Genomic DNA, 25,506 nt, shown 5'->3' with positions numbered 1-25,506 from the left:
CTCATGAGTCTCAACGGGAAAACCCTCTTCATCACCGGTGCCTCGCGCGGCATCGGCCTCGCCATCGGGCTCCGCGCCGCAAGGGATGGTGCGAACGTGGTCATCGCGGCCAAGACCGCCGAGCCGCATCCGAAGCTCCCAGGCACCATCTACACGGCCGCGGAAGAGATCGAGGCGGCGGGCGGCAAGGCGCTGCCGCTGGTGGTCGACGTGCGCGACGAGGACGCGGTGAAGGACGCAATCGACCAAACGGTCGCGACCTTCGGCGGCCTCGACATCGTGGTCAACAATGCGAGCGCCATCAGCCTCACGTCGACGCCGCAGACCGACATGAAGCGCTTCGACCTGATGCACCAGATCAACACGCGCGGCACCTACATGGTCTCCAAATATGCCATCCCGCATCTGGAAAAGGCCGAGAACCCGCACATCCTCATGCTCTCGCCGCCGCTCGACATGAGCGAGAAGTGGTTTGCACCGCATCTGGCCTATAGCATCGCGAAATACGGCATGAGCCTGTGCGTCCTGGGACTGGCAGGGGAACTGCGCGGGAGGGGCATTGCCGTCAACGCCCTCTGGCCGCGCACGACCATCGCCACGAGCGCGGTCAGGAACCTGCTCGGCGGTGATGCGCTCGTGCAGGCAAGCCGCACGCCCGAGATCCTGGCCGATGCGGCCTATGCGGTCTTCCACAAGCCCTCCAGGAACTTCTCGGGCCATTTCCTCATCGACGACGTGTTCCTGGCGGGCGAGGGCGTGACCGACTTCGAGAAGTACCGGGTCGATCCGAGCCAGCCCCTCGCGCCGGATTTCTTCGTGCCCGACGACACGCCGCCCCTGTCATCCCTGCGTTAAGCGGATCGGCTTCACTTCGGCCGGGAACGACATCTCCCACGTCATGGCCGGGCTTGTCCCGGCCATCCCGATTGTGTGAAGCGCCGTACCCCTCCGATCGGGATCACCGGCCTTGTGCCGGTGATGACGTTGAGAATGTCATCCCCGGTAGGCGAAGGACCGGGAATGACATCGAGGGCTTGTGGGATTACAAGATCGGCATCGATCTGAAATGATATGACTTCCAAGGGGCGAGAGCGCGTATGATTGTGATCCACAAGCCGGCGCAGGCCAGGGGACCGATGGGCGAGTCCCTCGACCGCGAGGTTCTGCCGCCAGGCCAGCCGATTCCCCAGGATGCCCTGTGGATCGACCTGATCGATCCGAGCCGGGAGGAGGACAGGCTCGTCGAGGCTCATCTCAATATCGAGATCCCGACCAGGGAGGAGATGGCCGACATCGAACCCTCCGAGATCCTCTATCACGAGAACAATGCCCGCTACATGACCGCGCGCGTCCTCTGCAGCTCCGACACGGACAGTCCGAAGCTGATCGACGTGTCCTTTATTCTGACGGAGAAGGCGCTGGTGACCGTGCGCTACGGCGAGCCGCGCTCCTTCAGCATGTTCATGGCCCGCGCCGTGAAGCCCGGCGGATGCCGGCACCAGCCCGAGGCCGTGCTCGACGGCTTGCTCGAAACCATCATCGACCGCGCAGCCGAGATCCTCGGAGCCGTCGGCTCACGCATCGATCGCCTGTCGCAGGCGATCTTCGACAACGAGAAGCAGGGTGCGCGCCGGGCGGCCTCCTACCGGTTTGCCCTGAGATCCATCGGCCGCAAGGGCGACATCATCTCCAACGTGCGCGAGAGCATGGTGTCGGTGGAGCGCATGCTGCTGTTCCTCTCCGCCAGCATGCCGCGGCCGCAGAAGACGGCGGGCTATCAATCCGAGTGGCGCACGGCGCTTCGTGACGTGCAGTCCATCGAGGAGCACGCGACCTTCCTCTCCACCAAGGTCCAGTTCCTGCTCGACGCCACGCTCGGCTTCGTCACCATGGAGCAGAACGACATCATCAAGATCTTCTCTGTCATGTCGGTGATCTTCCTGCCGCCGACCCTGGTCTCGTCGCTCTACGGCATGAACTTCAAGATCATGCCGGAGCTCGAATGGGAGTTCGGCTATCCCTGGGCGATCACCCTGATGGTGCTCGCCGCCGTGCTACCCTATCTCTTCTTCCGCTGGAAGCGGTGGCTTTAGGAGAGTGCCATGTGCGGGCGCTATGCGATCACGCTCCCTCCCGAGACCTATCGGGACTTCTTCGGCTATGCCGAGCAGCCGAACTTTCCTCCTCGCTACAACGTGGCTCCCACCCAGCCCGTGCCGATCGTGCTGGAGGACCGGGGCGAGCGGCATTTCATGCTGGTGCGCTGGGGCTTCCTGCCGTCCTGGGTGAAGGACCCGAAGGATTTTCCCCTCGTCATCAACGCGCGCGGCGAGACCCTGGAGACGAAGCCGACCTTCAAGGCGGCCCTGAAGCGCCGGCGCTGCATCTTCCTCGCCGACGGCTTCTATGAATGGCGGCGGGAGGGACGGGAGAAAACGCCGTTCCTGATCCGCCCGCGCGGCCGCAAGCCCATGCCGATGGCGGGCCTGTGGGAGACATACAGCAGCCCGGACGGCGGCGAGATCGACACGGCCGCGATCGTGACGACCGATGCCAACGGCACGCTCTCGGCCGTGCACGACCGCATGCCGGTGATCCTCTCCGACGACGACATCGCCGCGTGGCTCGACGTGCGCGACGAGCGCGCCGACGTGATGCGCCTCGTGCGCCCCTGTCCCGACGATTGGCTCGACCTGGTGCCGGTTTCCAGCCGCGTGAACAAGGTCGAGAACGACGATCCGGGTCTCTTGGAACAGTTGAATCATCCGGAGCCCGCGCCGGTGCGGGAGAAGAAGCCGAAAGCCAAGAAGCCGCTCTCCAGTGACGAGGACGAGCAGGGGAGTTTGTTTTAGGCGAAGCGGATCGCGCCTTCACCACGGCTCGCACCAGCTGCCGCTCGTGGCGCGACCGCTACATCAACGCGAGTTCTGTTTCGCCGTCCGTGTTACGACTGAACTTCCGGGCGGAACTCTGCCACGCTGCCGCTAATGATCCCGCAATCGATCCGGAGGGCGGACCGCGCGTTGACGTCCTGGTACACGACGCCCTGGGATCGCGCAAACAGAGCGGCTTCGACCCGATTGCGAACTCGAATCTTCTGCATGACGCTCGTGACGTAGTATTTGATTGTGCCTTCACTCAGGTCGAGCTTGTTTCCAATTTGTCTGTTGCTGAGGCCGCCAGCCAGCATCGACAGGATTTGCCGCTCTCTCGGCGTGAGGATACTCAGGCGATCCCTCGGCTTTATCATACCAGGGTCGCTCTGCTTGTGCATCAAGAGCCTCAGCGCAAGAGTCGGTGAGATGCAGCCTATGCCCTGGTCTAGTGCTCGCACTGCATCGACCAGTCCGCTGCCGCTCGTGCTTTTTGGAAGATAGCCGTGCAGCCCTCTCATGATGGCATCGCAGATCCGATCTTCGTCGGACATGTCTGAGAGAAGCAGTATTTTGATCGATGGGTAGCTGGCCACAAGCGCATCAAAGATTTCGAGCCCATCATTCGGCTCACTCATGCCGATGACGATCAGGTCTGGCGCATTTTCCTGAGCTATAAGCACTGCATCTTTCTTTGATGCTCCTTGTCCGACGACTTCAATATCCAGCTGCGTATCAAGAGTATGTACGATGCCATCCTGAAAGAGGGGCTGATCGTCCACGATACTCACCCGGATCTTTTTTAGCATGAGATTCCCCCCATAATGAGCTTATATCGAGCGTGCGCATCCGATTGACGCAGTGAGCGCCATCATTGCTCATTAAATCTCTCGATATTGAAGTTTTGCCCGTTTTAAATTTTTTGTCGTCTTCAAGAATCGCAGAAGAAAGCCTCGCCGATTGTGACACGTTCGCCGATTACTGCGATCATCTCCCCGTGATCTTAGGCTAGAGTTATTCTAATGATGATGTCCATCTTCAGGCGAAAGAACAATATGAATGAAGAGGAATAAGAACCTTGTAGGATGGCGAAAAAGTGTTAGCCCAAACGATCGAAGCGACTTCACTGAGCCTACAATAGGTTCTCAGCGAGAAGCGACGGGAGGACTAAAAGACTGCCGTGGGTCTTTACCCATGTCCAAGAGACCCCAGTATAACGGGATCCATCGGATGGCCTGCCGCTAATATAAGCGCGCGATCGGTTTCTATGAACCAAGCTGTTGTCGGATTGCCCGCGAAAGCCCGGGCGCCATCAACCAAAGTCCGACATGGCAATCAACTTTGGTCCTAGTAAGTAAAGACTTTCGACAAAGGCAGGTTGGACCTCAGTCACAATAGTAAACACCGAGTTTTTCAGACCATGATGATTGTGTCTTTCTCAATGGCACACGGTTGAGGGCTTTATCATGGTTTCCTATATTCGCTCGGATCTGGACTTCATCCTCGCTCAAATCAAGATTGCAGAGGCTCACGCGGCGTTCGAGCGGGGCGTGTCGACGGGAGACCCATCGAACCCGGCTCGGCCTTTGTTCGGCGCCAATGGTTCCATCCCGGCCTACAATGTCGCCTGGGGGCTGCGGACAGTCGACGGCACGTATAACCACCTGCTGCCCGGCCAGATCGAATGGGGCGCCTCCGACAACGAATTCCCGGAGCACCTCGGCACGGATTTCAAGACGATCATGGTGCCGGCCGGCCCGGGCGGTCAGCTGGTGCCTGTCAGCTATGCGCCGGGCGCCGACAATGACGGCCCCGGACCCGCCGGGCCGAGCGACGTGTTCGACCCGACCGTGCGCACCATTTCCAACCTACTGGTCGATCAGACACTCGGGAATCCCTCGGCTATTTTGACGGGGTTGCAGCGCGCCGGCATTGTGCCGCCTGAGCAGCAGATGGCGGTGACAGGAGAGATTTCTGCAGCCTACCAGCCGCTCAAACCTTTGTTCAACGCAGTCGGATTGGCCGAACGCGAATATGCAGCAGCATCCGCTGCCGCCTCCGCCAGCCCGAACAATCAAGCGCTCCAGGAGCAAGCAGCAACCAAGCTTCAAGCGCTGAATGAAGCCAAAGCCAATCTCGAGGCGGCCGACGACGAGCTGATGACGCTCCTGGAGACGAATGGTATCGAGCTCGACGGCGCGAACATCAAGATCACCAACGCGGCGCCGGACGAGGGTCTGTCGGCACCGTTCAACTCCTGGTTTACGCTGTTCGGCCAGTTCTTCGACCATGGCCTCGATCTCATCGCCAAAGGCGGAAACGGCACGGTGTTCATCCCGCTCATGCCGGATGATCCGCTCTATGTGCCAGGTGGCACCACCAACTTCATGGTGCTGACACGTGCCACTCTGGCCGGACCCGGTCAGGACGGGGTCATGGGCACCGCTGATGACACCAACCGTCCGGTGAACAACACGACATCCTACGTTGACCAGAACCAGACTTATTCCTCGCATCCGTCGCATCAGGTTTTCCTGCGCCAGTATGAACTAAATGCAAACGGCGATCCCGTATCCACTGGCAAGCTCCTTGTCGGCAGCGCTGGCGGCATGGCGACTTGGGCCGATCTCAAGGCACAGGCGGCCGATCTGCTCGGTATCCAGCTGCTCGATTCGAATGTCGGCAATATCCCGTTGCTCGCCACCGATGCCTACGGAGAGTTCATCCGCGGCCCCAACGGTTACCCGCAGATGGTGACGACCAACGGGTTGGTCGAAGGCGATCCGAACGCCAATGGGGGCTTGGGCGTCCTCGTGCCGTCCAACGCGATCCTGACTGGTCATGCCTTCCTCGCCGATATCGCTCATAACGCAGTTCCGTCAGGGCTTGCGGACGGCGATATCGAGATCGGACTCGAGAACCCTGGCAACGAGCCGGGCGTCTATGACAATGAGCTGCTCGATGCGCACTTCGTGGCAGGCGACGGCCGCGCCAACGAGAATATCGGCCTGACAGCTGTCCATCACGTCTTCCATTCGGAGCACAACCGGCTGGTCGAGCACACGAAAGCTGTCGTGCTGGCCGATGCGCAGGAGATGCTCGACAACGGCGCGTCTCAGGCGGAAGCCGTCGCATTCCTGAACGAATGGCTCGTGAACGACGTGACCGAGGTTCCTGCCTCCGCCACCGGCCTTGTCTGGGATGGCGAGCGCGTTTTCCAGGCCGCAAAGTTCGGCACCGAGATGCAGTACCAGCACCTGGTTTTTGAGGAGTTTGCACGCAAGATCCAGCCCAACATCAACGTGTTCCTGGTGCCGGACGGCTTCGACACGACGATCGACCCGTCCATCGTGGCCGAGTTCGCCCACGTGGTCTACCGCTTCGGCCACTCCATGCTGAACGAGTCGATCGACCGTTTCGACCCGAACTTCAACCCGGATCACATCGGATTGATCGAGGGCTTCCTCAACCCGATGCAGTTCCAGAACAATGGCGGCACGACAGCCGTTGATGCCGATATTGCGGCTGGCGCCATCATCCGCGGCATGACCCGGCAGGTCGGTAACGAGATCGATGAGTTCGTCACCGGCGCCCTTCGCAACAACCTCCTAGGCTTGCCGCTCGATCTCGCGACGATCAACCTGGCCCGCGGTCGCGACACCGGCGTTCCGTCCCTCAACGAGGCACGTGCCCAATTCTACGCCGCCACCAACCAGGATGCGCTGCTCAAGCCGTATGAGAGCTGGGTCGACTTCGCCGGACACCTCAAACACGAAGCGTCGATCATCAACTTCGTCGCAGCCTATGGAACGCACCCGCTGATCGCCGGTCAGACCACGATCGAAGGCAAGCGCGACGCCGCGATGACGATCATCTTCGGTCAGTCGTTCGGCGGCCTGCAAGTCCCGGCCGACGCGGCCGACTTCCTCAATGCGACCGGTTCGTATGCCGGCGGCTCTCTCGGCGGCCTCAACGACATCGACCTCTGGATCGGCGGACTAGCGGAAGAGATCATGCCCTTCGGCGGCATGTTGGGCTCCACCTTCAACTTCGTCTTCGAAGTGCAGATGGAGAAGCTTCAGAACGCGGACCGCTTCTACTACCTGCAGCGTCTCGATGGCCTGCACCTGTTCGGCGAAATGGAGAACAACTCCTTCGCCGCCATGATCATGCGCAACACGGACGCGACACATCTTCCCTCAGATGTGTTCTCGACCCCGGGCCTGATCCTCGAGGTCGATCAATCCAAGCAGTTCAATGACATCGACGGCGATGGCGATTTGGAGAATGCCGATCCAACCGGCGGCGGCGTCCTGACCCCCCTGGTCGTCCGTAACAATCCGGCTACAACTGGCCCAGACACCAACTACCTGAAATACACCGGAGGCGATCACGTCGTCCTTGGTGGCACCAACGCAGCCGATACACTCATTGCCGGCGACGGCGACGACACTCTCTACGGCGACGGCGGGAAAGACCGGCTCGAAGGTGGATTTGGTAACGACATCATCAACGGCGGGGATGGTGACGACATCATCGTGGACAGCGGCGGCGATGACAACATCAAGGCCGGTGCAGGTAACGACGTGGTCCATGCCGGACCGGGTCTTGACCTGGTGATGGGCAATTCCGGTCAGGACTTCATCTTCCTCGGCACGGACATGGGCTCGGAAGTCTTCGCCGGTGAAGGTGACGACTTCATCTATGGCAACAAGAACGCCGAGCGCATCCTCGGCAACGAGGGTAACGACTGGATCGAGACCGGCACCTTCGACGGTGCCCCGGGCGACAACTTCGACGAAGTGTTCGCACATGACGGAATCGACGGGCATGACGTGTTCCTCGGCGACGGCGGCTTCGACGAGTTCATCGGCGAGGGCGGCGACGACATCATGGTGGGCAGCGCAGGCCGCGGCAAGATGGCCGGCATGTCCGGCTTCGACTGGGCGACCTACAAGGACAATACCCTGGGGGTGAACGCCGACCTGTCCATCCCGATCGTCTTCGACGAGAGCCCGACACTTCCCCAGAACGCGGCGCTCGACGAGTATGCGTCGATGGAGGGCCTGTCAGGCACCCGCTTCAACGATACGCTGTCGGGCTCCGATGCTGTGGCGGCCGATCGTCTTCCTGCCTCTCAGGGCGGTACGGAAGGCTTCGCCGGCAGCGCTCTCAATGCGGAAGGGATTGCGCTGATCAACGGTCTGCAGGAGCTCCTGGGAGCGGGCGTCACCTCCTTCAGCGCGGGTGACATCATCCTGGGCGGCGATGGCAGTGACCGAATCACCGGTCGCGGCGGCGACGACATCATCGACGGCGACAAGTGGCTCGACGTGCAGATCGGCGTCTTCGCTCCGGGAGATACGGAGCATACCGGCCAGCCGATCGAACTGCACAACAGCATGACGACGCTGGCAGCCAGGATGTTCTCAGGCCAGATCAACCCAGGTCAGCTCTCGATCGTCCGTACGATCAGGACGGACACGACGGCCGGCGACATCGATACTGCGGTCTTCTCCGGCGCAAGGGCCGAATACGACATCGACTTCAATACCGACGGTACCGTCACCGTATCCCATATCGGCGGTCTCGCAACCGACGGCACGGACACGGTCCGCAACGTCGAACGCCTTGAGTTCGCAGACCAGACCATCTCGCTGGTGGCGCCCACGCTGGATCTTCATGGTGATGTGACCACCACTACCACAACGCCGGTTCCGCAAGCCTACCGCGACACTTTCGACACGGCTGCGCATAACAATAGCAACGGCTCTGTGAGCTGGGCCGCAACACCCTGGGTGGAAGCCGGGGACGACGGCGGCGTAACGACAGGTCAGATCCAAATCGACAACAACAACTCGAACGAGCTGCGCTTCGTCGCTGGAGACGGCGCGTCGATCACGCGTACCGTCAATCTCACCGGCGTGACGACCGCGGTGCTGTCATTCGATTATGACCGGTTCAACAACTTCAACAGCATCGACCCCGGCGAGACTCTTCAGGTGCAATACTCGCCGACGGGATCGTTCGCGGCCGGAAACTTCACGGTAGTCGAAACGATCGGCAGCAACTCCGGTGGCCTGGATGGTGCAGATACGGCCAATATCAACCTGAACCTTGCGGGAGCAACGGCGAATGCTGCCATCCGGTTCGTCGTGACGGGGATCAGCGGGGCCGGAGAAGAGATCCGGATCAACAACTTCAATATCGCGACGACGACTTCGACGACCACCACGACGCCCGGCGCGCCGGGTAACAACTACGAGACCAGCTACACGGAAAATGGCGCGGGCGTCGCGATCGCCGCCGGCGCACGGATCGCCGATGACGGGACGACCATCGCCTCGGCCCGTGTTGTCCTCACCAACGCCAGCGCAGGTGATGTCCTGTCGGTCGCAGGCGGGCTCCCGGGCGGCATCACGTCGTCGCTCGACGCTTCCGTTCCCGGGCAGATCACCCTGATCCTGACCGGAAACTCCTCGATCGCCAACTACCAGACCGCGATCCAGCAGGTGCGGTACTCCAACAGCTCGGACAATCCGGCTGCGGCCGACCGCATCCTTCAGGTCACTGTCAATGACGGCCTGCTCAATAGCGCAGTCGCCACCGCGACAGTTCACGTCACGCCATCGAATGATGCGCCTGTGGGCAATGCCGACACGGTCATCACGAACGTGGCTGCCGGCGTGAGCTTCTCGATCGCCCAGTCGGCGCTGTTGGCCAATGATGCGGATCCGGAGGGCTCTGCCCTTACCATCACGGCAGTCAATGGTTCGACGGGCCTCAACGCCCCAGCCGTCCTTGGGGTTGGCGTGATCAACGTCGCGGACAATGGGACACCCAACGGTTCCTTCAACTACGTCGTGAGTGACGGGACACTGACGGATCCTACAAACACCGTGAACATTACCCGGGTTGCCGGCACCATCAATGGCGGTATCGGCAACGAGATCATCATCGGCGATGCCGCCGGAACGACGATCAACGGTGGAGGCGGCAATGACACCATCAACGCCGGCGATGGCGGCGATACGATCAGCGGCGGCACGGGCAACGACACCATCCTTGCAGGCACCGGCAACGATACGATCATCTGGAATGCTGCGGGTGCAACGGATGGCTTCGACTTGGTCAACGGCGAGGCCGGTGGCACCGACACCTTTATCGTGAACGGAGCTGTCGGAACGGCCGAGACATTCCGCATCTATGAAAGGACAGCGGCCATAGCGGCGGGGGTTCCCGTGTCCGGAGCCACCACTGAGATCGTCATCACCCGCACAGTTGGGCAGACGACGACGGTTGTTGCGGAACTCGACAATATCGAGGAGATCAGCGTCAACGGGCTCAATACCACTGCCAACAACGGCAACAATCCGACACAGCCGGACGGTGGGGCGAGCGCTGGCGACGCCATCCAGGTGATCGGTAACTTCAACGGCACCAGCCTCAACTTCAGCACCATCACCATCGACGGCAACGCTGGTGACGATACGGTGGACATCTCCGCGCTCCAGTCGGCGCACCGGATCGTGTTCCGCTCGAATGGCGGCAAGGACACCATCGTGGGCACCCTGCGGGCTCAGGATGTGATCGAGCTGCCCCCGGGCAAGACACTCGCCGACTACACGGAAGAGACCGACAGCCAAGGCGTCACGACGCTGAGGAGCGCAGACCATCGGATCACCTACACGTGCTCCGAGCGCCCGATCGTCCGAGAGTGCACGGACGAAGAGCCTACAGTGGAAGAACCTCCGGTCGAGGAGCCACCGGTGGACCTGCCTCCGGTCGTGGTTCCGGGAGCTGAAGGGCCGGTTGATAAAGTCGAATGGGGCGGGCGCGGCCATGATCGGCTCTGGGGCCAGGACGGCAACGACCATCTCTACGGCAAGTCCGGTCATGACCGGCTCTGGGGCCAGGATGGCCACGACCGCCTTGATGGCGGAGACGGCCACGATCGGCTCTATGGCGGAGCGGGTCATGACGGGCTCTACGGCAAGTCAGGTCACGATCGGCTCGAGGGCGGTCACGGCAATGACCATCTCGATGGCGGCAGCGGCAATGATCGCCTCTATGGCGGCTCGGGTGATGACAAGCTCTACGGCGGCTCTGGCGATGACTGTCTCTTGGGCGGATCCGGCCACGACGTTCTGAAGGGCGGGTCTGGGCAGGACAAGCTCTCGGGCGGTTCCGGGCAGGACACGTTCGTCTTCCAGAAGGGCGGTGGTTCAGACACTGTCACGGACTTCCGCACCGGCCATGACCGGATCGATGCGAGAAGCCTGTCCGGGGTCGACAGCCTGTCCGATCTGCACGTGGTGCAAGTCGACGAGGACGTGATGATCGCCCGCGGCTCCGACATCCTCGTCCTGAAGGGCGTCACCGCATCCGATCTCGACAACAGCGACTTCATCTTCTGATGCGGTTGGTCTGAGATCGCGAGGGCCCCGCCGGGAGTGTCACCCCCAAATTCTCCCGGCGGGATCTCACGACATCCTGACACGAACTCCTTCAACTTTGAGGCGACCCGCCGCAAGGGCGCGAACATCCGAGGCCTTTCGATGACCAACCGGCTCAACAATCGTCTCAGTTTTTTGACCTCCGGCCGCGGAGCTTTCCTGGGCGTAGCCGTACTGAGCGGCCTGATCAACATCCTCTATCTGTCCGGTTCCCTTTACATGATGGAGGTCTATGACCGGGTTCTGCCCAGCCGCAGCATCCCGACTCTCGTGGGCCTCTCGGCCATCATCCTTGCCCTGTTCCTGTTCCAGGGGCTGTTCGACACGCTGCGCGGGCGCATCTTCGCTCGCCTCGGCGCCGCCGTCGACGAGGATCTGAGCCAGCGCATCTTCCGCTGCCAGGTGGCCGCCCCCCTGCGCGGGAAGGCCGACGGCGACGCTCAGCAGCCGCTGCGTGATCTCGACCAGATCCGGGCCTTCTTGGCCGGCGGAGGCCCCTCGGCTCTGTTCGATCTGCCGTGGATCCCGCTCTACCTTGTCATCTGCTTCGGCTTCCATCCCCTGCTCGGCTGGGTCACGGTGGGCGGCGCCTCGGTTCTCATCGTCATCACGATTCTCACCGATGCCCTGACCCGCAAAGCCTCCAGGGCCGCCGTCACCGCAGCCAGCCTGCGCAACGGCATCGGCGACGGCGCCCGCCGCAACGCGGAGGTCGTGCATGCCATGGGGATGGTGCCCCGGCTCGGGGCCCTGTGGGGCGACGCGAATGCGCAGTATCTTGCCTATCAGCAGAAAACCTCGGATGTCGCCGGCGGCTTCGGCGCGCTGTCGAAGGTGATGCGAATGACCCTGCAATCGGGTGTGCTCGGCGTTGGCGCCTATCTGGTGATCGACGGCCAGGCCACCGGCGGCATCATGATCGCCTCGTCGATCCTCGTCTCGCGCGCCCTGGCTCCCGTCGAGCTGGCCATTGCCAACTGGAAGGGCTTTGTCGCGGCGCGCCAGGGCTGGGCGCGCATCCAGGCCGTGCTCGCCGATGACCGTTCGGAACTGCGACCGCTCCAGCTTCCCGCCCCCAAGTCCATGCTGTCGATTGAGAATGCAGGCACCGGGGCTCCGGGAGGGCAGAGGTTCGCGATCCAGGACGTGGCGTTCCAGCTCAAGGCGGGAAGCGGATTGGGCATCATCGGCCCGAGCGCCTCCGGAAAGTCGTCTCTCGCCCGCATGATCGTCGGCGTCTGGCCCACCTGGCGCGGCAAGGTCCGCCTCGACGGCGCGGCGATCGAGCAATGGCTGCCGGAGGACCTCGGCCATCACATCGGCTATCTGCCGCAGGATGTCGAGCTGTTCGCCGGAACCGTCGCTCAGAACATCGCGCGCTTCGAACCCAATCCAACGTCGGAGGCCATCATCGCGGCGGCCAAGTCCGCCAACGTCCACGAGATGATCCTGCAGCTTCCGGACGGTTACGAAACGCAGGTCGGCGAGGCCGGGGCTGCTCTGTCCGGCGGGCAACGGCAACGCATCGCTCTGGCACGGGCGCTCTATGGCAATCCGTTCCTGGTGGTGCTCGACGAGCCGAACTCCAACCTCGACAGCGAGGGCGAGCAGGCGCTGACGGCCGCCATCATGAGCATCAGGGCGCGAGGCGGCATCGTCGTGGTGATCGCCCATCGCCCGAGTGCCCTTGCCGGGGTTGATCAGGTGCTCGTGATGAGCGAGGGCCGGGTGCAGAGCTTCGGTCCCAAGGATGAGGTGCTGAGCAAGGTTCTGCGGCCCGTGTCGGCCGCACCGCCTGCAGAGCCACGGATGCCCATTGTTACCCCGTTGAAAGTCGTCGAAGATCTGGGAGTTGCCTCATGAGCCCCGCGCAGCCTGCAAGCGCTCGCACGTCGATCCGTCGTCATACTTTGCTGGGCTTGTCATCCGCATTGCTCCTTGTGGGCGGCCTCGGCGGCTGGGCCGTGGTGACGGAGCTGTCCGGAGCGGTTGTCGCGCCCGGAGCGGTCGTGGTCGACAGTCACGTCAAGAAGGTTCAGCATCCGACCGGAGGCGTGGTGGGCGAGATCCTGGCCCGCGACGGGGATCGGGTCCGCTCTGGCGATGTGGTGATCCGGCTCGACGAGACGGTCGCCCGCGCCAATCTTGCCATGGTGTCGAAGAGCCTCGACGAACTGGCCACGCGGCAGAGCCGGCTGGAAGCGGAGCGCGACGGCTTGGACCGGGTCGCCGTTCCGGCGGCGCTGAAGAAGCGCCTGAACGAGCCGGAGCTCGAGCGACTGGTGCTGGGAGAAGTTCGTCTGTTCGAGTCCCGCCGCGAGGCTCGGGACGGCCAGAAGGCGCAGCTCAAGGAACGGATCTCGCAGCTGCAGGAGCAGATCGACGGCCTGGATCTCCAAGCGGCGGCGAAGGCCGATGAAATCCAGCTCATCCAAAGCGAATTGACCGGCGTCGAACAGCTCTGGCGCAAGAACCTTGTTCCCATCACCCGGGTGACGGCGCTCAAGCGGGAGGAGACCCGCCTGCGCGGCGAGCGTGGGCAGCTCATCTCAAATGTCGCGCAGGCCAAGGGCCGGATCAGCGAGACGGCGCTGCAGATCCTGCAGATCGATCAGGATCTCAGGAGCGAGGTATCGAAGGAGCTGCGCGAGGTTCAGGCCAAGGTTGCGGAGCTTGTGGAAAGACGGGTTGCCGCCGAGGATCAGCTCAAGCGGATCGACATCAGAGCGCCGCAAGATGGGTTCGTGCATCAATCGATCGTGCACACGGTGGGTGGTGTGATCAATGCCGGGGAGCCCTTGATGATGATCGTGCCCGAGGCTGACGAGCTGTCGATCGAGGTGAAGGTGTCACCCCAGGACATCGATCAGCTGCAGCCTGGGCTCGATACGGTCCTTCGGCTCTCCGCCTTCAACCAGCGCACGACACCCGAGCTCAAGGGCCGGGTCAGCCTGATCGCGGCCGATCTGGTGACGGACCAGCGCTCGGGCATCCAATATTATCCGGTGCGCGTGGCCTTCGCCGACGGGGAGCGGGATCGCCTGGGTGCGCTCAAGCTGGTTCCGGGCATGCCCGTGGAGGGGTTCATCCAGACCGGCTACCGCACCGTCTTCTCCTACCTCACCAAACCCATCGCGGACAACATGGCAAAAGCCTTCCGGGAAGAATAGCTGTTGTGCGAACCGGAGCCGATCCTCCGGTCTGCCTGCCGCAACAGATCGTTGCCATGTAACTCTATCTCGGCAGATGCGTTCAGGGTCTCAATTTATGTGCGACGCGACAGCTTCTTCGCCACGTCGCGCCTCAGAATCCCGACCACCTCCAGATGCGGCGAGTGCTTGAACTGGTCGACCGGGATCACGCGTTCCAGGCGATAGCCGCCGGCCATCAGGATCCCGGCATCGCGAGCGAAGGTGGCGGCGTCGCAGGAGACGCTCACCACGAGCGGGACCTTCGACACGGCGAGCTGCTTCACCTGTGCCTCCGCGCCCGCGCGCGGCGGATCGAGCACCACGGCGTCGAAGGCGTTGAGCTCGGGCGTCAGGAGCGGCCGGCGGAAGAGATCGCGCGCTTCCGTCGTGACGCGACGCAAGCCCGGCGTAGCGCGTGCGGCCTTGTCGAGCGCCGTCATGGAGCCCTTGTCGAACTCCACCGCGTGGACGTCTGCCTTCTCGGCGAGGCGGAGCGCGAAGGGGCCCGCTCCGGCAAAGAGATCGGCGACACGCTTGGCCCGTGCGCAGGCCTCGGTGACGAAGCCGGCGAGCGTTTCCTCACCAAGCTTCGTCGCCTGCAGGAACGAGCCTGCGGGCGGAACGACGGCCGTGCGGCCCATCGCGATGGCGGGAGGACGCCGCTCGACGATCACGTCGCCGTGGATCGACAGGCGTGCGAGATCGAGGCTATCCGCAAGATCGATGAGGCGCAGACGGTCCTGATCCTTCAGGGGACCGTAGCCGCGCACATCCACGTCGAAACCGGTCTGCGTTGCGGTGATCTGGATGTCGAGCGGCTTGCGCGGCCCTTTCAGGTGCTCGCCGATGGCGCGGGCGATGGCGGGCGCCTGCTCCTTCAGGGCAGGTTCCGTGATGGGGCAGAACGCGATCTCGACGATCTGGTGGCTGCGTGGGGCCATGAAGCCCACATGCATGGCCCGGTCGGGAAAGCGCACGTGCAGCGTGACACGACGGCGTCCGTCGCCATGAGCGTCGATGAGCGCCTCGACCGGCGCCTCGATCCGCGCTTGGCGCAGGGTATGGACGAGCGTCTCCTGCTTCCAGGCCTGATAGAAGCCGTGCTTCATGTGCTGCGTCGCGCAGCCGCCGCATTCATCGAAATACGGGCAGAACGGCGCCTCGCGCTCGGGCGACGGAACATCGATGCTCACAAGGCGGGCATGTGATCCATCACGCTCGATGGTGACGGTCTCGCCCGGCAGCACTTTCGGCACGAAGACGGAACCGGACGACGTCTCCGCTACGCCGTCGGCTTTCGCGCCGAGGCGCTTGATGATGACCTGTTCAGCCAATGCGGGCTCCCAGCAAGAATTCACGATTGCCGTCTCCGCCCTCGATGGGCGAGGGAACGAGCCCGATCACCTTGAAGCCAAGCGACGTCACGAAGGATGAGAGGTCATCGCACACGGCGCGATGCACCGCCTCGTCGCGCACAATGCCCTTCTTCACATGATCGCGGCCGGCCTCGAATTGCGGCTTCACGAGAACGGCGAGCTCCGCGCTGGGCTTCAACAAGGCGACAGCGGGAGGCAGGACGAGTTTGAGCGAGATGAAGCTCACATCCGAAACGAGAAGGTCGGGCGCCTGCCGGATGAGATCCGCCGTCAGCGAGCGGGCATCCGTGCCCTCGAAATTCGTCACCCGCGCGTTGCCGACGATGGTGGGGTGGAGCTGGCCGTGGCCTACATCCACCGCATAGACATGGGCAGCGCCGCGTGTGAGCAGCACTTCCGTGAAGCCGCCCGTGGAGGCGCCGATGTCGAGGCAGATCCTGTCCCTCGGGTCGATGTGGAAGGCGTCGAGGGCGGCCGCCAGCTTCACGCCGCCGCGGGACACGTAAGGGTGCGGCTGCTCGGCCGTGATCACGGCCTCCTCGGGCACCGCATCGGATGCCTTGCGGATGACGAGGCCGTTCACGGTCACGAGGCCTGCCGCGATGGCCTCCTGCGCCCGGGCGCGGCTTGCGAAGAAGCCGCGCTCGACCAGGACCACATCGGCGCGCTTGCGGGTCATCGGGGCCTCGCATTCATCTGAATCACGATCCTTTTATGGGCAGGAACCAGGTTCGCCCTAGAACATCTTCCGTTCACAAGTCTTCAAAGGCCAACGGAGGTCCCATGCTCAGCCGTCGCCATCTTCTGACAGGTGCAACCCTGCTGGCCGCCAGCGCTGCCATTCCCCGCGCCTGGGCGCAAGCCCCGTCCGGACCCTTCAAGCTCGATCCCCTGCCTTATGCGCCGTCCAAGAACGAGCCGCATATCGATGCCCAGACGATGGAAATCCACCATGGCAGGCACCACGCGGCCTATGTCAACAACCTCAACGCGGCGCTCGCCCAGAACGCCGAGGCGGCCAAGATGCCGCTGCAGGACATGCTGGCGAACCTGAGCAAAGTCCCTGAATCGATCCGCACGGCCGTGCGCAACAACGGCGGCGGGCATGCCAACCACACCATGTTCTGGCAGATCATGGGCGGATCCGGTGGCGAGCCCTCGGGCGACCTGAAGGCGGCCATCGACCGGGACCTCGGCGGGTTCCAGAAGTTCCAGACCGATTTCAACACCGCAGGCGAGCGGCAGTTCGGCTCCGGCTGGGTCTTCGTGACGGTCACCCGGGACGGCAAGCTCGCCCTCGTGGCGAAGCCCAACCAGGACACGCCCCTCATGGACGGTCAGCGCGTCCTGATGGGCAACGACGTTTGGGAGCACGCCTATTACCTGAAATACCAGAACCGCCGGCCGGACTACCTCAAGGCCTGGTGGAACGTGCTCGACTGGAACAGGATCGGCGAGCGCTACGCTGCGGCGAAGGCGGGGTCACTGACGGTTTGACGGAACGACGGGCATGTCATCACCGGCCTTGTGCCGGTGATCTCGCTCGTGTGAAGCGCGGCGTTCTTCCGATCGGAATGGCCGGCACGAGGCCGGCCATGACGCGCGAAAAACTCTAAGCCCGCGCCTTGCGGGCCTCTTCCTGGCCCAGCGCCTCGAACACCTTGGTCACGATGCCGGCGGAATCGAGACCGGCCTTGGCATACATGCGCTCGGGCTTGTCCTGGTCCTGGTAGATGTCGGGCAGGACCATGGAGCGTACCTTGAGGCTGCCCCGGTCGAGCGCGCCCTTGTCGGCGAGAAGCTGCAGCACATACGAACCGAAGCCGCCGATGGAGCCTTCCTCGACGGTGACGAGCACCTCGTGGTCGCGAGCGAGCCGCAGGATCAGCTCCTCGTCGAGGGGCTTGGCGAAGCGGGCATCCGCCACCGTGGTGGAGAGCCCGCGCGCCTCCAGCTCCTCGGCGGCCCTCAGGGCTTCCGCCAGGCGGGTGCCGAGGGACAGGAGGGCGATGCGGCTGCCTTCCTTGACAATCCGGCCCTTGCCGATGGACAGCGGAACGCCGGCTTCAGGCATGTCGACGCCCACGCCCTCACCACGCGGATAGCGGAAGGCGATGGGACCGGAATCGTAGGACGCGGCGGTTGCGACCATGTGGACCAGCTCCGCCTCGTCGGCGGCCGCCATCACCACCATGTTGGGTAGGCAGCCGAGATAGGTCACGTCGAAGGAGCCCGCATGGGTCGGGCCGTCGGCGCCCACGAGGCCGGCGCGGTCGAGGGCGAAGCGCACGGGCAGGTTCTGGATCGCCACGTCGTGCACCACCTGGTCGTAGGCGCGCTGCAGGAAGGTGGAATAGATCGCGCAGAACGGCTTGTAGCCCTCCGTGGCCATGCCGGCCGCGAAAGTCACCGCGTGTTGCTCGGCGATGCCCACATCGAAGGTGCGGGTGGGGAATTCCTTACCGAACAGGTCGATTCCGGTGCCTGACGGCATGGCGGCCGTGACGGCGACGATCTTGTCGTCCTTTTGCGCCTCCCTGATCAGGCTCTCGCCGAACACCTTGGTGTAGGAGGGGGCGTTTGCCTTGGCCTTGGTCTGGGCACCCGTCACCACGTCGAAGGTGACCACGCCGTGATACTTGTCGGCCGCAGCTTCGGCGGGCGCATAGCCCTTGCCCTTTTTGGTGACCACGTGAACCAGGATCGGACCGGTCTCGGTGTCGCGAACATTCTTCAGGATCGGCAGCAGGTGGTCGAGATTGTGCCCGTCGATGGGACCGACATAGTAGAAGCCGAGCTCCTCGAACATGGTGCCGCCGGTCCAGAAGCCGCGGGCGAACTCCTCGGCACGCTGGGCCTTCTCGTAGATGAATTTCGGCAGCTTCTTCGCCAGCTGCTTGGCCGTCTCGCGGATGCCCCGATAGGTGCCGCCGGAGACGAGGCGTGCCAGATAGGACGACATGGCGCCGGTGGGCGGGGCGATCGACATGTCGTTGTCGTTGAGGATGACGATCAGGCGCGAATGCATGGCGCCGGCATTGTTCATGGCCTCGTACGCCATGCCGGCCGACATGGCCCCGTCGCCGATCACGGCGATCACGTTGTTCGTCCTGCCGTCCAGGTCCCGCGCCACGGCCATGCCGAGCCCGGCCGAGATCGACGTGGACGAGTGCGCTGCGCCGAAGGGATCGTACTGGCTTTCCGAACGCTTGGTGAAGCCGGACAGCCCATCCGCCTGGCGAAGGGTCCGGATCCGGTCCCGGCGGCCGGTGAGGATCTTGTGCGGATAGGCCTGGTGGCCCACGTCCCAGATCAGCCGGTCGCGGGGGGTGTCGAACACGTAATGGAGCGCCACCGTCAGCTCGACCACGCCGAGGCCCGCCCCGAGATGTCCGCCCGTGACGGACACCGCGCTGATTGTCTCGGTCCGCAGCTCGTCCGCCACCTGCCGGAGCTGGTTTTCGGGCAATTGACGCAGATCGTCCGGGGTCTTGATGGTGTCGAGGAGAGGTGTGGACAACGTTGTTCTCGCCAAGCTTCAGCCGGAGGCTATCTCATGGAGATAAGGTCGGGGACAGCCTGGGTCAAACAAGAACCCCATGGCTGTCCTGGCCAGCTTGACTATTCCGCCACATCCAGCGGAGCCGTGCCGGAAGCTGCGCCGTCGGGGCCGATGGTGATCTTCTCGATGCGGGCTTCGGCCTTCTTGAGGAGCTGCTCGCAATGCTTCTTCAGGGCCTCGCCGCGCTCATAGATGGCAATCGAATCCTCCAGGGGCACGTCGCCGCGCTCGAGGCGGCGGACGATGTCCTCCAGCTCGGCTAGGGCCTTTTCGAAGGGGAGGGTCTTGATGGAGGCGGTGTCGGTCATGGGTTATCCGTGTCTGTCCTTGCGCATCTCACGATGGAATTGCGGCATCGCTTGGTCGGCGCGCGAGGAGTCTCTGATAGACGAGACCGATGCCGATGAGAACAAGCCCGAGCCCGATAAATGACAATGCCCGCATGACGCCCTCCAGATTGGCGAGGTCGACGATGAAGACCTTGAGGACCGCCAGCACAAGATAGACCGCCGAGACCAGCCGGGCGACGCGGCTGTTGAAGACGAAGCCGAGGCCGAGCAGGAGAATGCCGATGACGAGCAGGGCCAGAGAATAGCTCCATTGCTCGCCCTGGGTGAACCCCTGCCAAAGCGCGAGCTGCGGACCCGCGGCGATCCGGCGGATCGCCAGGCCCACATAGGCCGTGAACAGGAGCAGGCTCAGGACGGCCGAGGACAGGCTGTAGAGGCGCGGCCGAGCGTGCCGTTCGAGGAGGGCCAGTCCGGCGGCGAGGATCGCCGGCAGCAGATAGGCCGGGATCAGGGCGTTGAAGAGCGGCCCGCCGAGGATCTCCTCTTCGGTCAGCAGGGGATTGGCGACGAGAAGGAGCCCGCCCGCGCAGAGGAGGAGGGAGAGGGTTTTGATGATCAGCGAGCCCCAGCGATAGACCGGATCGGACTGCCTGATGTCCAGGCGCGTGAGGACGATCGCGAAGACGAGGCCTTCTGTCGCAACGAGCCCGATCTCCAGAAGGTCCGTTGTGGCTGCCAGGGGATCCCCGGAGCGCAGCGCGTGACGGATCTCGAAGAAGACCAAGAAGGCCGTAAAGGCGATGCCGAGGCTCTCCGTCAGCCGCACGGTCCAGTCGCGGCCCGTGCGCTGGAGAAGGCGGCTCGCGGCCAGGAAGGCGAGGGCCGGAACCCCGTAGCCCCAGAGGAGCCAGTTGACCAAGACCGGACCGGGATCGCCGCCCACGATGGTCGGATCCCAGATCAGCCTCCCGAGGATGATCAACCCGATGGCGCCGACCGCGTAGCGCAGGGCAGGAATGGCGATCCTGTCCGCCACCCAGGCCGTGCCCAGAGCCGTCAGGGCGAAGGCGACGGTGAGCATGCCCTTGTCGAGCGCGAAGGTCAGGCCGAGCGCCAAAGCTGCGAGAGCCGCCGAGACGGCCGCACCGAGAGTCAGGCGGATCGAGCCCTCCTGTCCGGAGGCTTGCCGGTTCAGCCAACCGGCTGCGGCGATGAAGGCCAGGGCCAGCCCGCCTGCGACGAGGGCGAAGGACAGGCTCCGCTCGAACTCCGCTACCCGCCAATAGGCGGCGATGAGCGCGAGCAGCGGGCCGACGGCGGCCGTGCCCGCGTACCAGGCCGTCGCAGGCAGGCTCGGATGAGGAGAGCGTACGGCCCGGAGCAGGCCGGCGCCGGCAATGATCGCCGGCAGCAGAAGAGCGAGGCCGAGATATGTCCCGACGGCGTGGGGCCTTACGGCGAAAGCATCGCCGCTCTGGTAGAAGAGGCTCTCGGGCGCGGCGCCGATATCGAACGCGATAGGCCAGACGAGAAGGGCGCCGGCGACCGTGAGGGCTGCCCAGGCGGTCGCCGGAGCGGCCGGCGGGAAGCGGATGCCCGACGCGAGCAGCACGAGCGCCATGGCGGCCACGAAGATCGGGCGGCCATCCCCGGCGATGACCGACCCGGAAATGGCGATTCCGGCCAGGGCGAAGGCGAGAAGTATCCCGCTGGCGGGCCAATCGATCTTGGCCTCGGCTTCCGGCGCATGGCGGTAGGGGAGAGCCACCAGGAACAGGGCGACTAGCCCGGTCTGGACCACCAGATGCACCATGGCCGGCAGGGCATCGTTCCCGTCGATGATGAAGATAAGGAACGTCCAGGCGAGCACCCCGATGGGCGCGGCAAGCGCCAGCCAGCGCCAGAGGCGCAGGCGGGCGACCCCATAGGCCGGCAGCACCACGAAGGCGAGATAGATCACGAGTGCCCAGGGCTGGGGCTCGTCCGACGAAACCAGAAGCGGGCTTCCGATGGCGCCGAGCAGCCCCAGGGCCGCGAGGATCGGGCCGTGCAGGGTCGCGGCGATCATGGTCAGGACCGCCACGAGCCCCAGGAGTACGAAGGTGGTTCCAGGTCCGATCAGGCCATAGAGCGCATAAGCCGCATAGGCCGAGGCGAAGGCCGTGCAGGTGCCTGCCGCCGTGAGAATGGCCGGCACGTTGGCGGCCGACAGAGCCGGCAGCCGGATTCGGTTCTCCCGCCGCATCCACTCGCCGGCGCCGATGAGAGCGAGCGCAAAGAGAAGGCCGAGCGTGATGCGGGTCCCTGGGCTGAGCAGGTTCTGCTCGATCGAATAACGCACGAGAAAGATGCCGCCGAGCGCGAGGGCGACGCCCCCGACCCAGACCGCCCAACGGGCGCCGAGTTTCTCCTCGAAATCCCGCGTCTTTGCGGCGGGCTGCTGCGGCGCCGCGGCCGGAATGGCAGGAACGGGTGCGGTCGCCGGGGCAGGCCCCAGTGCCGGTGCGAGTTCCGGCTCCGGCTCGACGGGCTGCTCGACGGGTGCTTCCGGGAGCGGGGCGCGATCCGTGGACGGTGCCGGCCGGCCCGCCTGTGCCTTGATCAGGCGCAGCTCGCCTTCGAGCGCGGCGATGTGCTGTTGGAGAATGGCGAGCTTGCTGCGCGCGTTGAGACCGAGGACCAGTCCGGCGATGGCGCAGACCGGAATGCTGAGGACCAGCAGAGCAAGCAGGACCATGTCGTCCAAGGGGAGGCCTCCGATCGTGCATTAGCGCGGCGGCCGTCCCGGGCGGAATCGGCTATCGGCAGCTAAGCTGTAACATAAAGGGTGTGCCCTCCATAGCCTCGGCGCCTCGGCCGATTCCGCGGATGGCGTCGACCATCCGGCCCCGGCGGCCGAGGCGATCGTCCGCCAGGGAGATGAAGCGCGCGTTCGGGGTGGCGCTGGGGGATGCCTGCCGGAGAGCCTGGGCGATTTCGGTTTCGTCCCGTTCCGGCGCGAGGGCGCAGGCCGCGATATAGGCCGCCGCGGTGGAGCGGCTGATGCCGGCCCAGCAATGGAGGACCAGGGGGCTGTCCCGGCCCCAGGCATGGACGAATGCGAGAAGCTTCTCGATGTGCTCCGCGGCCGGCAGGACATAGCCCTCCAGGGGCTCCACGATGTCGCTGACGCCGATGAACAGGTGGCGCTCGGCGGCGATCGTATCCGGGCGCCGGACCTCGGCGCCGGCTCCCATGAGGCTCACCACATGGCTGGCGCGGGTCACGGCCACGGTGTCGTGCAGGCGGGAGAGGGGGCAGACGTGCAGGGTGGGCATCGGTCCAGGTCTCAGGAGTCGCGGGCAGGCTTACACGATTCGCGCCGCTTCATGAGGACGCGGTCATGGCTCCCGTCACCTTCTCCCGATACCGGTCCTCGGCCTGCCCCACGGGCCACGGCTCGAGAAGACCCAGCACGGCCCGCGGCAGGGGCTCGGGGCGGCCGAAGAACTTGATCGCCTCCTCGCGGGAAAAGCCCGCGAGATGGGTCGCTTCCAGGAAGGCCGCCTGGCGGTCCGCCTGCTTGATGAAGCGCTTGAGCGCCGCAGCCGGCTGGGCGGGCAGGCCGAAATGCAGATGGATCGCTCCGAGCAGGCCCGCCTCGATGGCCTTGTAGGCATCGCCGATCACGGCCTTGAAGGGCGAGATGATGTCGCCGATCACGTATTCAGGCGCATCGTGCAGCAGCACCGCGAGGCGCCACTCGCGCGGCATTTCCGGGTTCGTGTGGCTCGCGATGGCCTCCACGAGCAGGCTGTGCTGCGCCACGGAGAAGATGTGCCCGCCGACCGTCTGCCCGTTCCAGCGGGCGACGCGGGCGAGCCCGTGGGCGATGTCGTCGAGCTCGACGTCGAGCGGCGAGGGATCAAGCAGGTTGAGGCGGCGGCCGGAGAGCATCCGCTGCCAGACGCGGGGTTCCTTCGGCATCAGAGCGTCTCGGCGAGGGCTGCGCATTCCGCGTGGCGATAGCAGCCGGTCAGGTGGTCGTTCGTCATGCCCACCGCCTGCATGAAGGCATAAACGATGGTAGGGCCGACGAAGTTGAAGCCTTCCTTCTTCAGGGCCTTCGAGATCCTGCGCGAGACCTCCGTCTCGGTGGGCACGTCTTTTCGGGTCTGCGCGTTGGTCTGGACCGGCCGCCCGTCGACGAAATCCCACAGGAACCGCGAGAAGCCGCCGCGTTCCTGGATCACGAGCCAGGCGCGGGCCCCGGCAATCGTCGCCTCGATCTTGGCGCGGTTGCGCACGATGCCGGTGTCGAGCATCAGCGCCTCGACCTGCGCCTGGTCGAAACGGGCGATCACCGCAGGGTCGAACCCGGCGAAGGCGCGGCGAAAGTTCTCGCGCTTGCGCAGGATCGTGATCCAGGACAGGCCGGCCTGAAAGCCGTCGAGAATCAGCTTCTCGAACAGGGCGCGGTCGTCGAATTCCGGCACGCCCCATTCGGTGTCGTGATACGCGACATAGAAGGGATCGGTGCCGGGCCACCAGCAGCGGGTCTTGTGGTCGGGATGCAGGATCAGTCCGTCGGTCATGGGACGTGTGTAGCGGGCCTGCCGGCAAACGGGAAGACGGGCAGCCGGTCAATCCGCTCAGGAGGACGACAGCGGCTTGCGGTAATACACGACCCGCTCCGTTTCCTCGAAGCCGAGGGCCTGATGCATCTCCTGCGAGCCGGTGTTCTCGAGAAGAACGTCCGATGCGAATTCACAGCATCCGAGACGCCTCGCCCAAGCCTCGACGGCGCGGCACAGCATGCGGGCGAGCCCCCGGTTGCGGTACTCGGGCTCCACGTAAATTCCTTCGAGGAAGGCCACCGGGGACGTGCTGCAGCCGTTCACGTAGTCATAACGCAGGGCTGCCTCGGCGAAGCCGGCAGCCGTGCCGTCGGGCAGGCGCACGAGGAAGGCGGCGGCCTTCCTCTGCTCCCAGAGCATGGCCTGCGCTTCGGAGAGGTGGTCCTGCACCGGGGCCTCCGGCCAGAGGGCGTGACGCAGGACGGCCCATTCCTCCAGGGACTGGAGGGTGCAAGTCTCGATCCTAGGGCCGTTTTCGTCATTCACGGGGCACGGTTCCGCGCGCATCGACCAGCTCCGCCATTCGGTGCGAGGAATCGTCCTGGGACAGCCGCAGGCCTGCCGAGACGCCGAGGCGATCGGACTCGGGACGATTCTGGCTCACCTTCCACTTGCCCTCGATCCGGGTGATCTCGATTTCCACGCCGACGATTCCCTTGAGCTGTGCGGCCACGAAGGAGGCCGGCGCATCGCCCACGGCCCAGGGCTCCGCCCGTGGGGCCTCCTGGAGGTCCGTCATGGCGGTGATCTGCTGCCGCAGCCAGTCCGGATCGTCTTTGACCTTCAGGAGCCCGTGGGCCTGGACGATGGCGTAGTTCCAGGTCGGCACGACCTTTCCGTGCTCGCGCTTCGCCGCATACCAGGACGGGGTGATGTAGGTCTCGGGCCCCTGGAAGACCACGAGGGCCTCCTGCTCGGAATCGACATTCCGCCACTGGGCATTGGCGCGGGAGAGATGGGCCTTGAGGGTTCCGAGCGCCGACGCCGAGGCGTCCAGCACGAAGGGAATGGGATTGGCCTCGATTCCTGCGCTGCCGAACGTCACCAGCAGGCCGAGCGGATGGGCCCTGATGAGAGCGTGTTGGACCGCGAGATCGTCCTCGCGGAAGTGCGGCGGCTGGTACATGGCATTCCCGATCGAG

18 protein-coding genes are annotated in these 25,506 nt (G+C 64.3%); 7 read left to right on the top strand and 11 right to left on the bottom strand.

All coding sequences use genetic code 11. From position 1 onward, the window contains the following. Nucleotides 1-3 precede the first annotated feature (3 nt). The 3 genes from VB672_RS03170 (at nucleotide 4) to VB672_RS03160 (ending at nucleotide 2,852) form a co-directional block, all read left to right on the top strand. Entirely contained in the window at nucleotides 4-855 is an 852-nt protein-coding gene (locus tag VB672_RS03170; protein WP_329782718.1) for an SDR family oxidoreductase, read from the top strand. Nucleotides 856-1,097: 242 nt separating this feature from the next. Continuing rightward, nucleotides 1,098-2,093: a magnesium transporter CorA family protein gene (locus tag VB672_RS03165; RefSeq protein WP_329782717.1), complete on the top strand. Its 996-nt coding sequence runs from the start codon at nucleotides 1,098-1,100 to the stop codon at nucleotides 2,091-2,093. Nucleotides 2,094-2,102: 9 nt separating this feature from the next. Next, complete coding sequence (locus tag VB672_RS03160; protein WP_329782716.1) at nucleotides 2,103-2,852, top strand: SOS response-associated peptidase; 750 nt, start codon at nucleotides 2,103-2,105, stop codon at nucleotides 2,850-2,852. Between the two features lie 92 nt (nucleotides 2,853-2,944). Here the strand turns inward: VB672_RS03160 and VB672_RS03155 are convergent, their stop codons facing one another. Beyond that, nucleotides 2,945-3,682: a response regulator transcription factor gene (locus tag VB672_RS03155; RefSeq protein ID WP_329782715.1), complete on the bottom strand. Its 738-nt coding sequence runs from the start codon at nucleotides 3,680-3,682 to the stop codon at nucleotides 2,945-2,947. A 657-nt stretch (nucleotides 3,683-4,339) separates the two neighbouring features. Here VB672_RS03155 and VB672_RS03150 point away from each other — a divergent pair. From VB672_RS03150 to VB672_RS03140, 3 genes are all read left to right on the top strand, one after another. Next, nucleotides 4,340-11,290 (top strand): peroxidase family protein, encoded by a 6,951-nt coding sequence (locus VB672_RS03150; protein ID WP_329782714.1) that lies wholly within the window; start codon nucleotides 4,340-4,342, stop codon nucleotides 11,288-11,290. Nucleotides 11,291-11,431: 141 nt separating this feature from the next. Beyond that, a complete protein-coding gene (locus tag VB672_RS03145) occupies nucleotides 11,432-13,192 on the top strand; it encodes a type I secretion system permease/ATPase (protein WP_329782713.1) in 1,761 nt (586 codons plus the stop codon). Continuing rightward, complete coding sequence (locus VB672_RS03140; RefSeq protein WP_329782712.1) at nucleotides 13,189-14,499, top strand: HlyD family type I secretion periplasmic adaptor subunit; 1,311 nt, start codon at nucleotides 13,189-13,191, stop codon at nucleotides 14,497-14,499. Before VB672_RS03145 ends, VB672_RS03140 begins: the two co-directional genes overlap by 4 nt. 95 nt (nucleotides 14,500-14,594) lie before the next feature. On the opposite strand, the gene VB672_RS03135 is transcribed toward VB672_RS03140, so the two are convergent. Together VB672_RS03135 and VB672_RS03130 are read right to left on the bottom strand one after the other, a co-directional pair. Beyond that, nucleotides 14,595-15,854, bottom strand: coding sequence for a class I SAM-dependent RNA methyltransferase (locus VB672_RS03135; protein WP_329782711.1), 1,260 nt, complete (start codon nucleotides 15,852-15,854; stop codon nucleotides 14,595-14,597). Beyond that, the gene (locus VB672_RS03130; protein WP_329782710.1) at nucleotides 15,847-16,575 is read right to left on the bottom strand and encodes a TlyA family RNA methyltransferase; all 729 of its coding nucleotides are present in this window, start codon (nucleotides 16,573-16,575) and stop codon (nucleotides 15,847-15,849) included. Before VB672_RS03130 ends, VB672_RS03135 begins: the two co-directional genes overlap by 8 nt. Nucleotides 16,576-16,679: 104 nt before the next feature. Between VB672_RS03130 and VB672_RS03125 the strand changes: the two genes are divergently transcribed. Further along, a complete protein-coding gene (locus VB672_RS03125; protein WP_329782709.1) occupies nucleotides 16,680-17,393 on the top strand; it encodes a superoxide dismutase in 714 nt (237 codons plus the stop codon). 115 nt (nucleotides 17,394-17,508) lie between these two features. On the opposite strand, the gene dxs is transcribed toward VB672_RS03125, so the two are convergent. The 8 genes from dxs to VB672_RS03085 form a co-directional block, all read right to left on the bottom strand. After that, nucleotides 17,509-19,416 (bottom strand): 1-deoxy-D-xylulose-5-phosphate synthase, encoded by a 1,908-nt coding sequence (gene dxs, locus VB672_RS03120; protein ID WP_329782708.1) that lies wholly within the window; start codon nucleotides 19,414-19,416, stop codon nucleotides 17,509-17,511. A 101-nt stretch (nucleotides 19,417-19,517) separates the two neighbouring features. After that, entirely contained in the window at nucleotides 19,518-19,766 is a 249-nt protein-coding gene (locus VB672_RS03115; protein WP_009764792.1) for an exodeoxyribonuclease VII small subunit, read from the bottom strand. A gap of 28 nt (nucleotides 19,767-19,794) precedes the next feature. Further along, nucleotides 19,795-22,485 (bottom strand): DUF2339 domain-containing protein, encoded by a 2,691-nt coding sequence (locus VB672_RS03110; protein WP_329782974.1) that lies wholly within the window; start codon nucleotides 22,483-22,485, stop codon nucleotides 19,795-19,797. 61 nt (nucleotides 22,486-22,546) lie between these two features. After that, complete coding sequence (locus tag VB672_RS03105; protein ID WP_329782707.1) at nucleotides 22,547-23,065, bottom strand: tyrosine phosphatase family protein; 519 nt, start codon at nucleotides 23,063-23,065, stop codon at nucleotides 22,547-22,549. 49 nt (nucleotides 23,066-23,114) lie between these two features. Continuing rightward, nucleotides 23,115-23,714: an HD family hydrolase gene (locus VB672_RS03100; protein ID WP_329782706.1), complete on the bottom strand. Its 600-nt coding sequence runs from the start codon at nucleotides 23,712-23,714 to the stop codon at nucleotides 23,115-23,117. Then, nucleotides 23,714-24,322, bottom strand: coding sequence for a DNA-3-methyladenine glycosylase I (locus VB672_RS03095; protein WP_329782705.1), 609 nt, complete (start codon nucleotides 24,320-24,322; stop codon nucleotides 23,714-23,716). The genes VB672_RS03100 and VB672_RS03095 overlap by 1 nt, the downstream gene beginning before the upstream one ends. Nucleotides 24,323-24,379: 57 nt before the next feature. Continuing rightward, a complete protein-coding gene (aac(6'), locus tag VB672_RS03090; protein ID WP_442931907.1) occupies nucleotides 24,380-24,826 on the bottom strand; it encodes an aminoglycoside 6'-N-acetyltransferase in 447 nt (148 codons plus the stop codon). Nucleotides 24,827-24,842: 16 nt separating this feature from the next. Continuing rightward, the gene (locus VB672_RS03085; protein ID WP_329782703.1) at nucleotides 24,843-25,490 is read right to left on the bottom strand and encodes an FMN-binding negative transcriptional regulator; all 648 of its coding nucleotides are present in this window, start codon (nucleotides 25,488-25,490) and stop codon (nucleotides 24,843-24,845) included. Nucleotides 25,491-25,506 lie beyond the last annotated feature (16 nt).

The organism is Microvirga sp. CF3016, from assembly GCF_036314085.1.
Taxonomy (GTDB): Bacteria; Pseudomonadota; Alphaproteobacteria; order Rhizobiales; family Beijerinckiaceae; genus Microvirga.
Note: the sequence above shows the minus strand (reverse complement) of the source record. Positions and strands in the feature narration are given on the sequence as shown.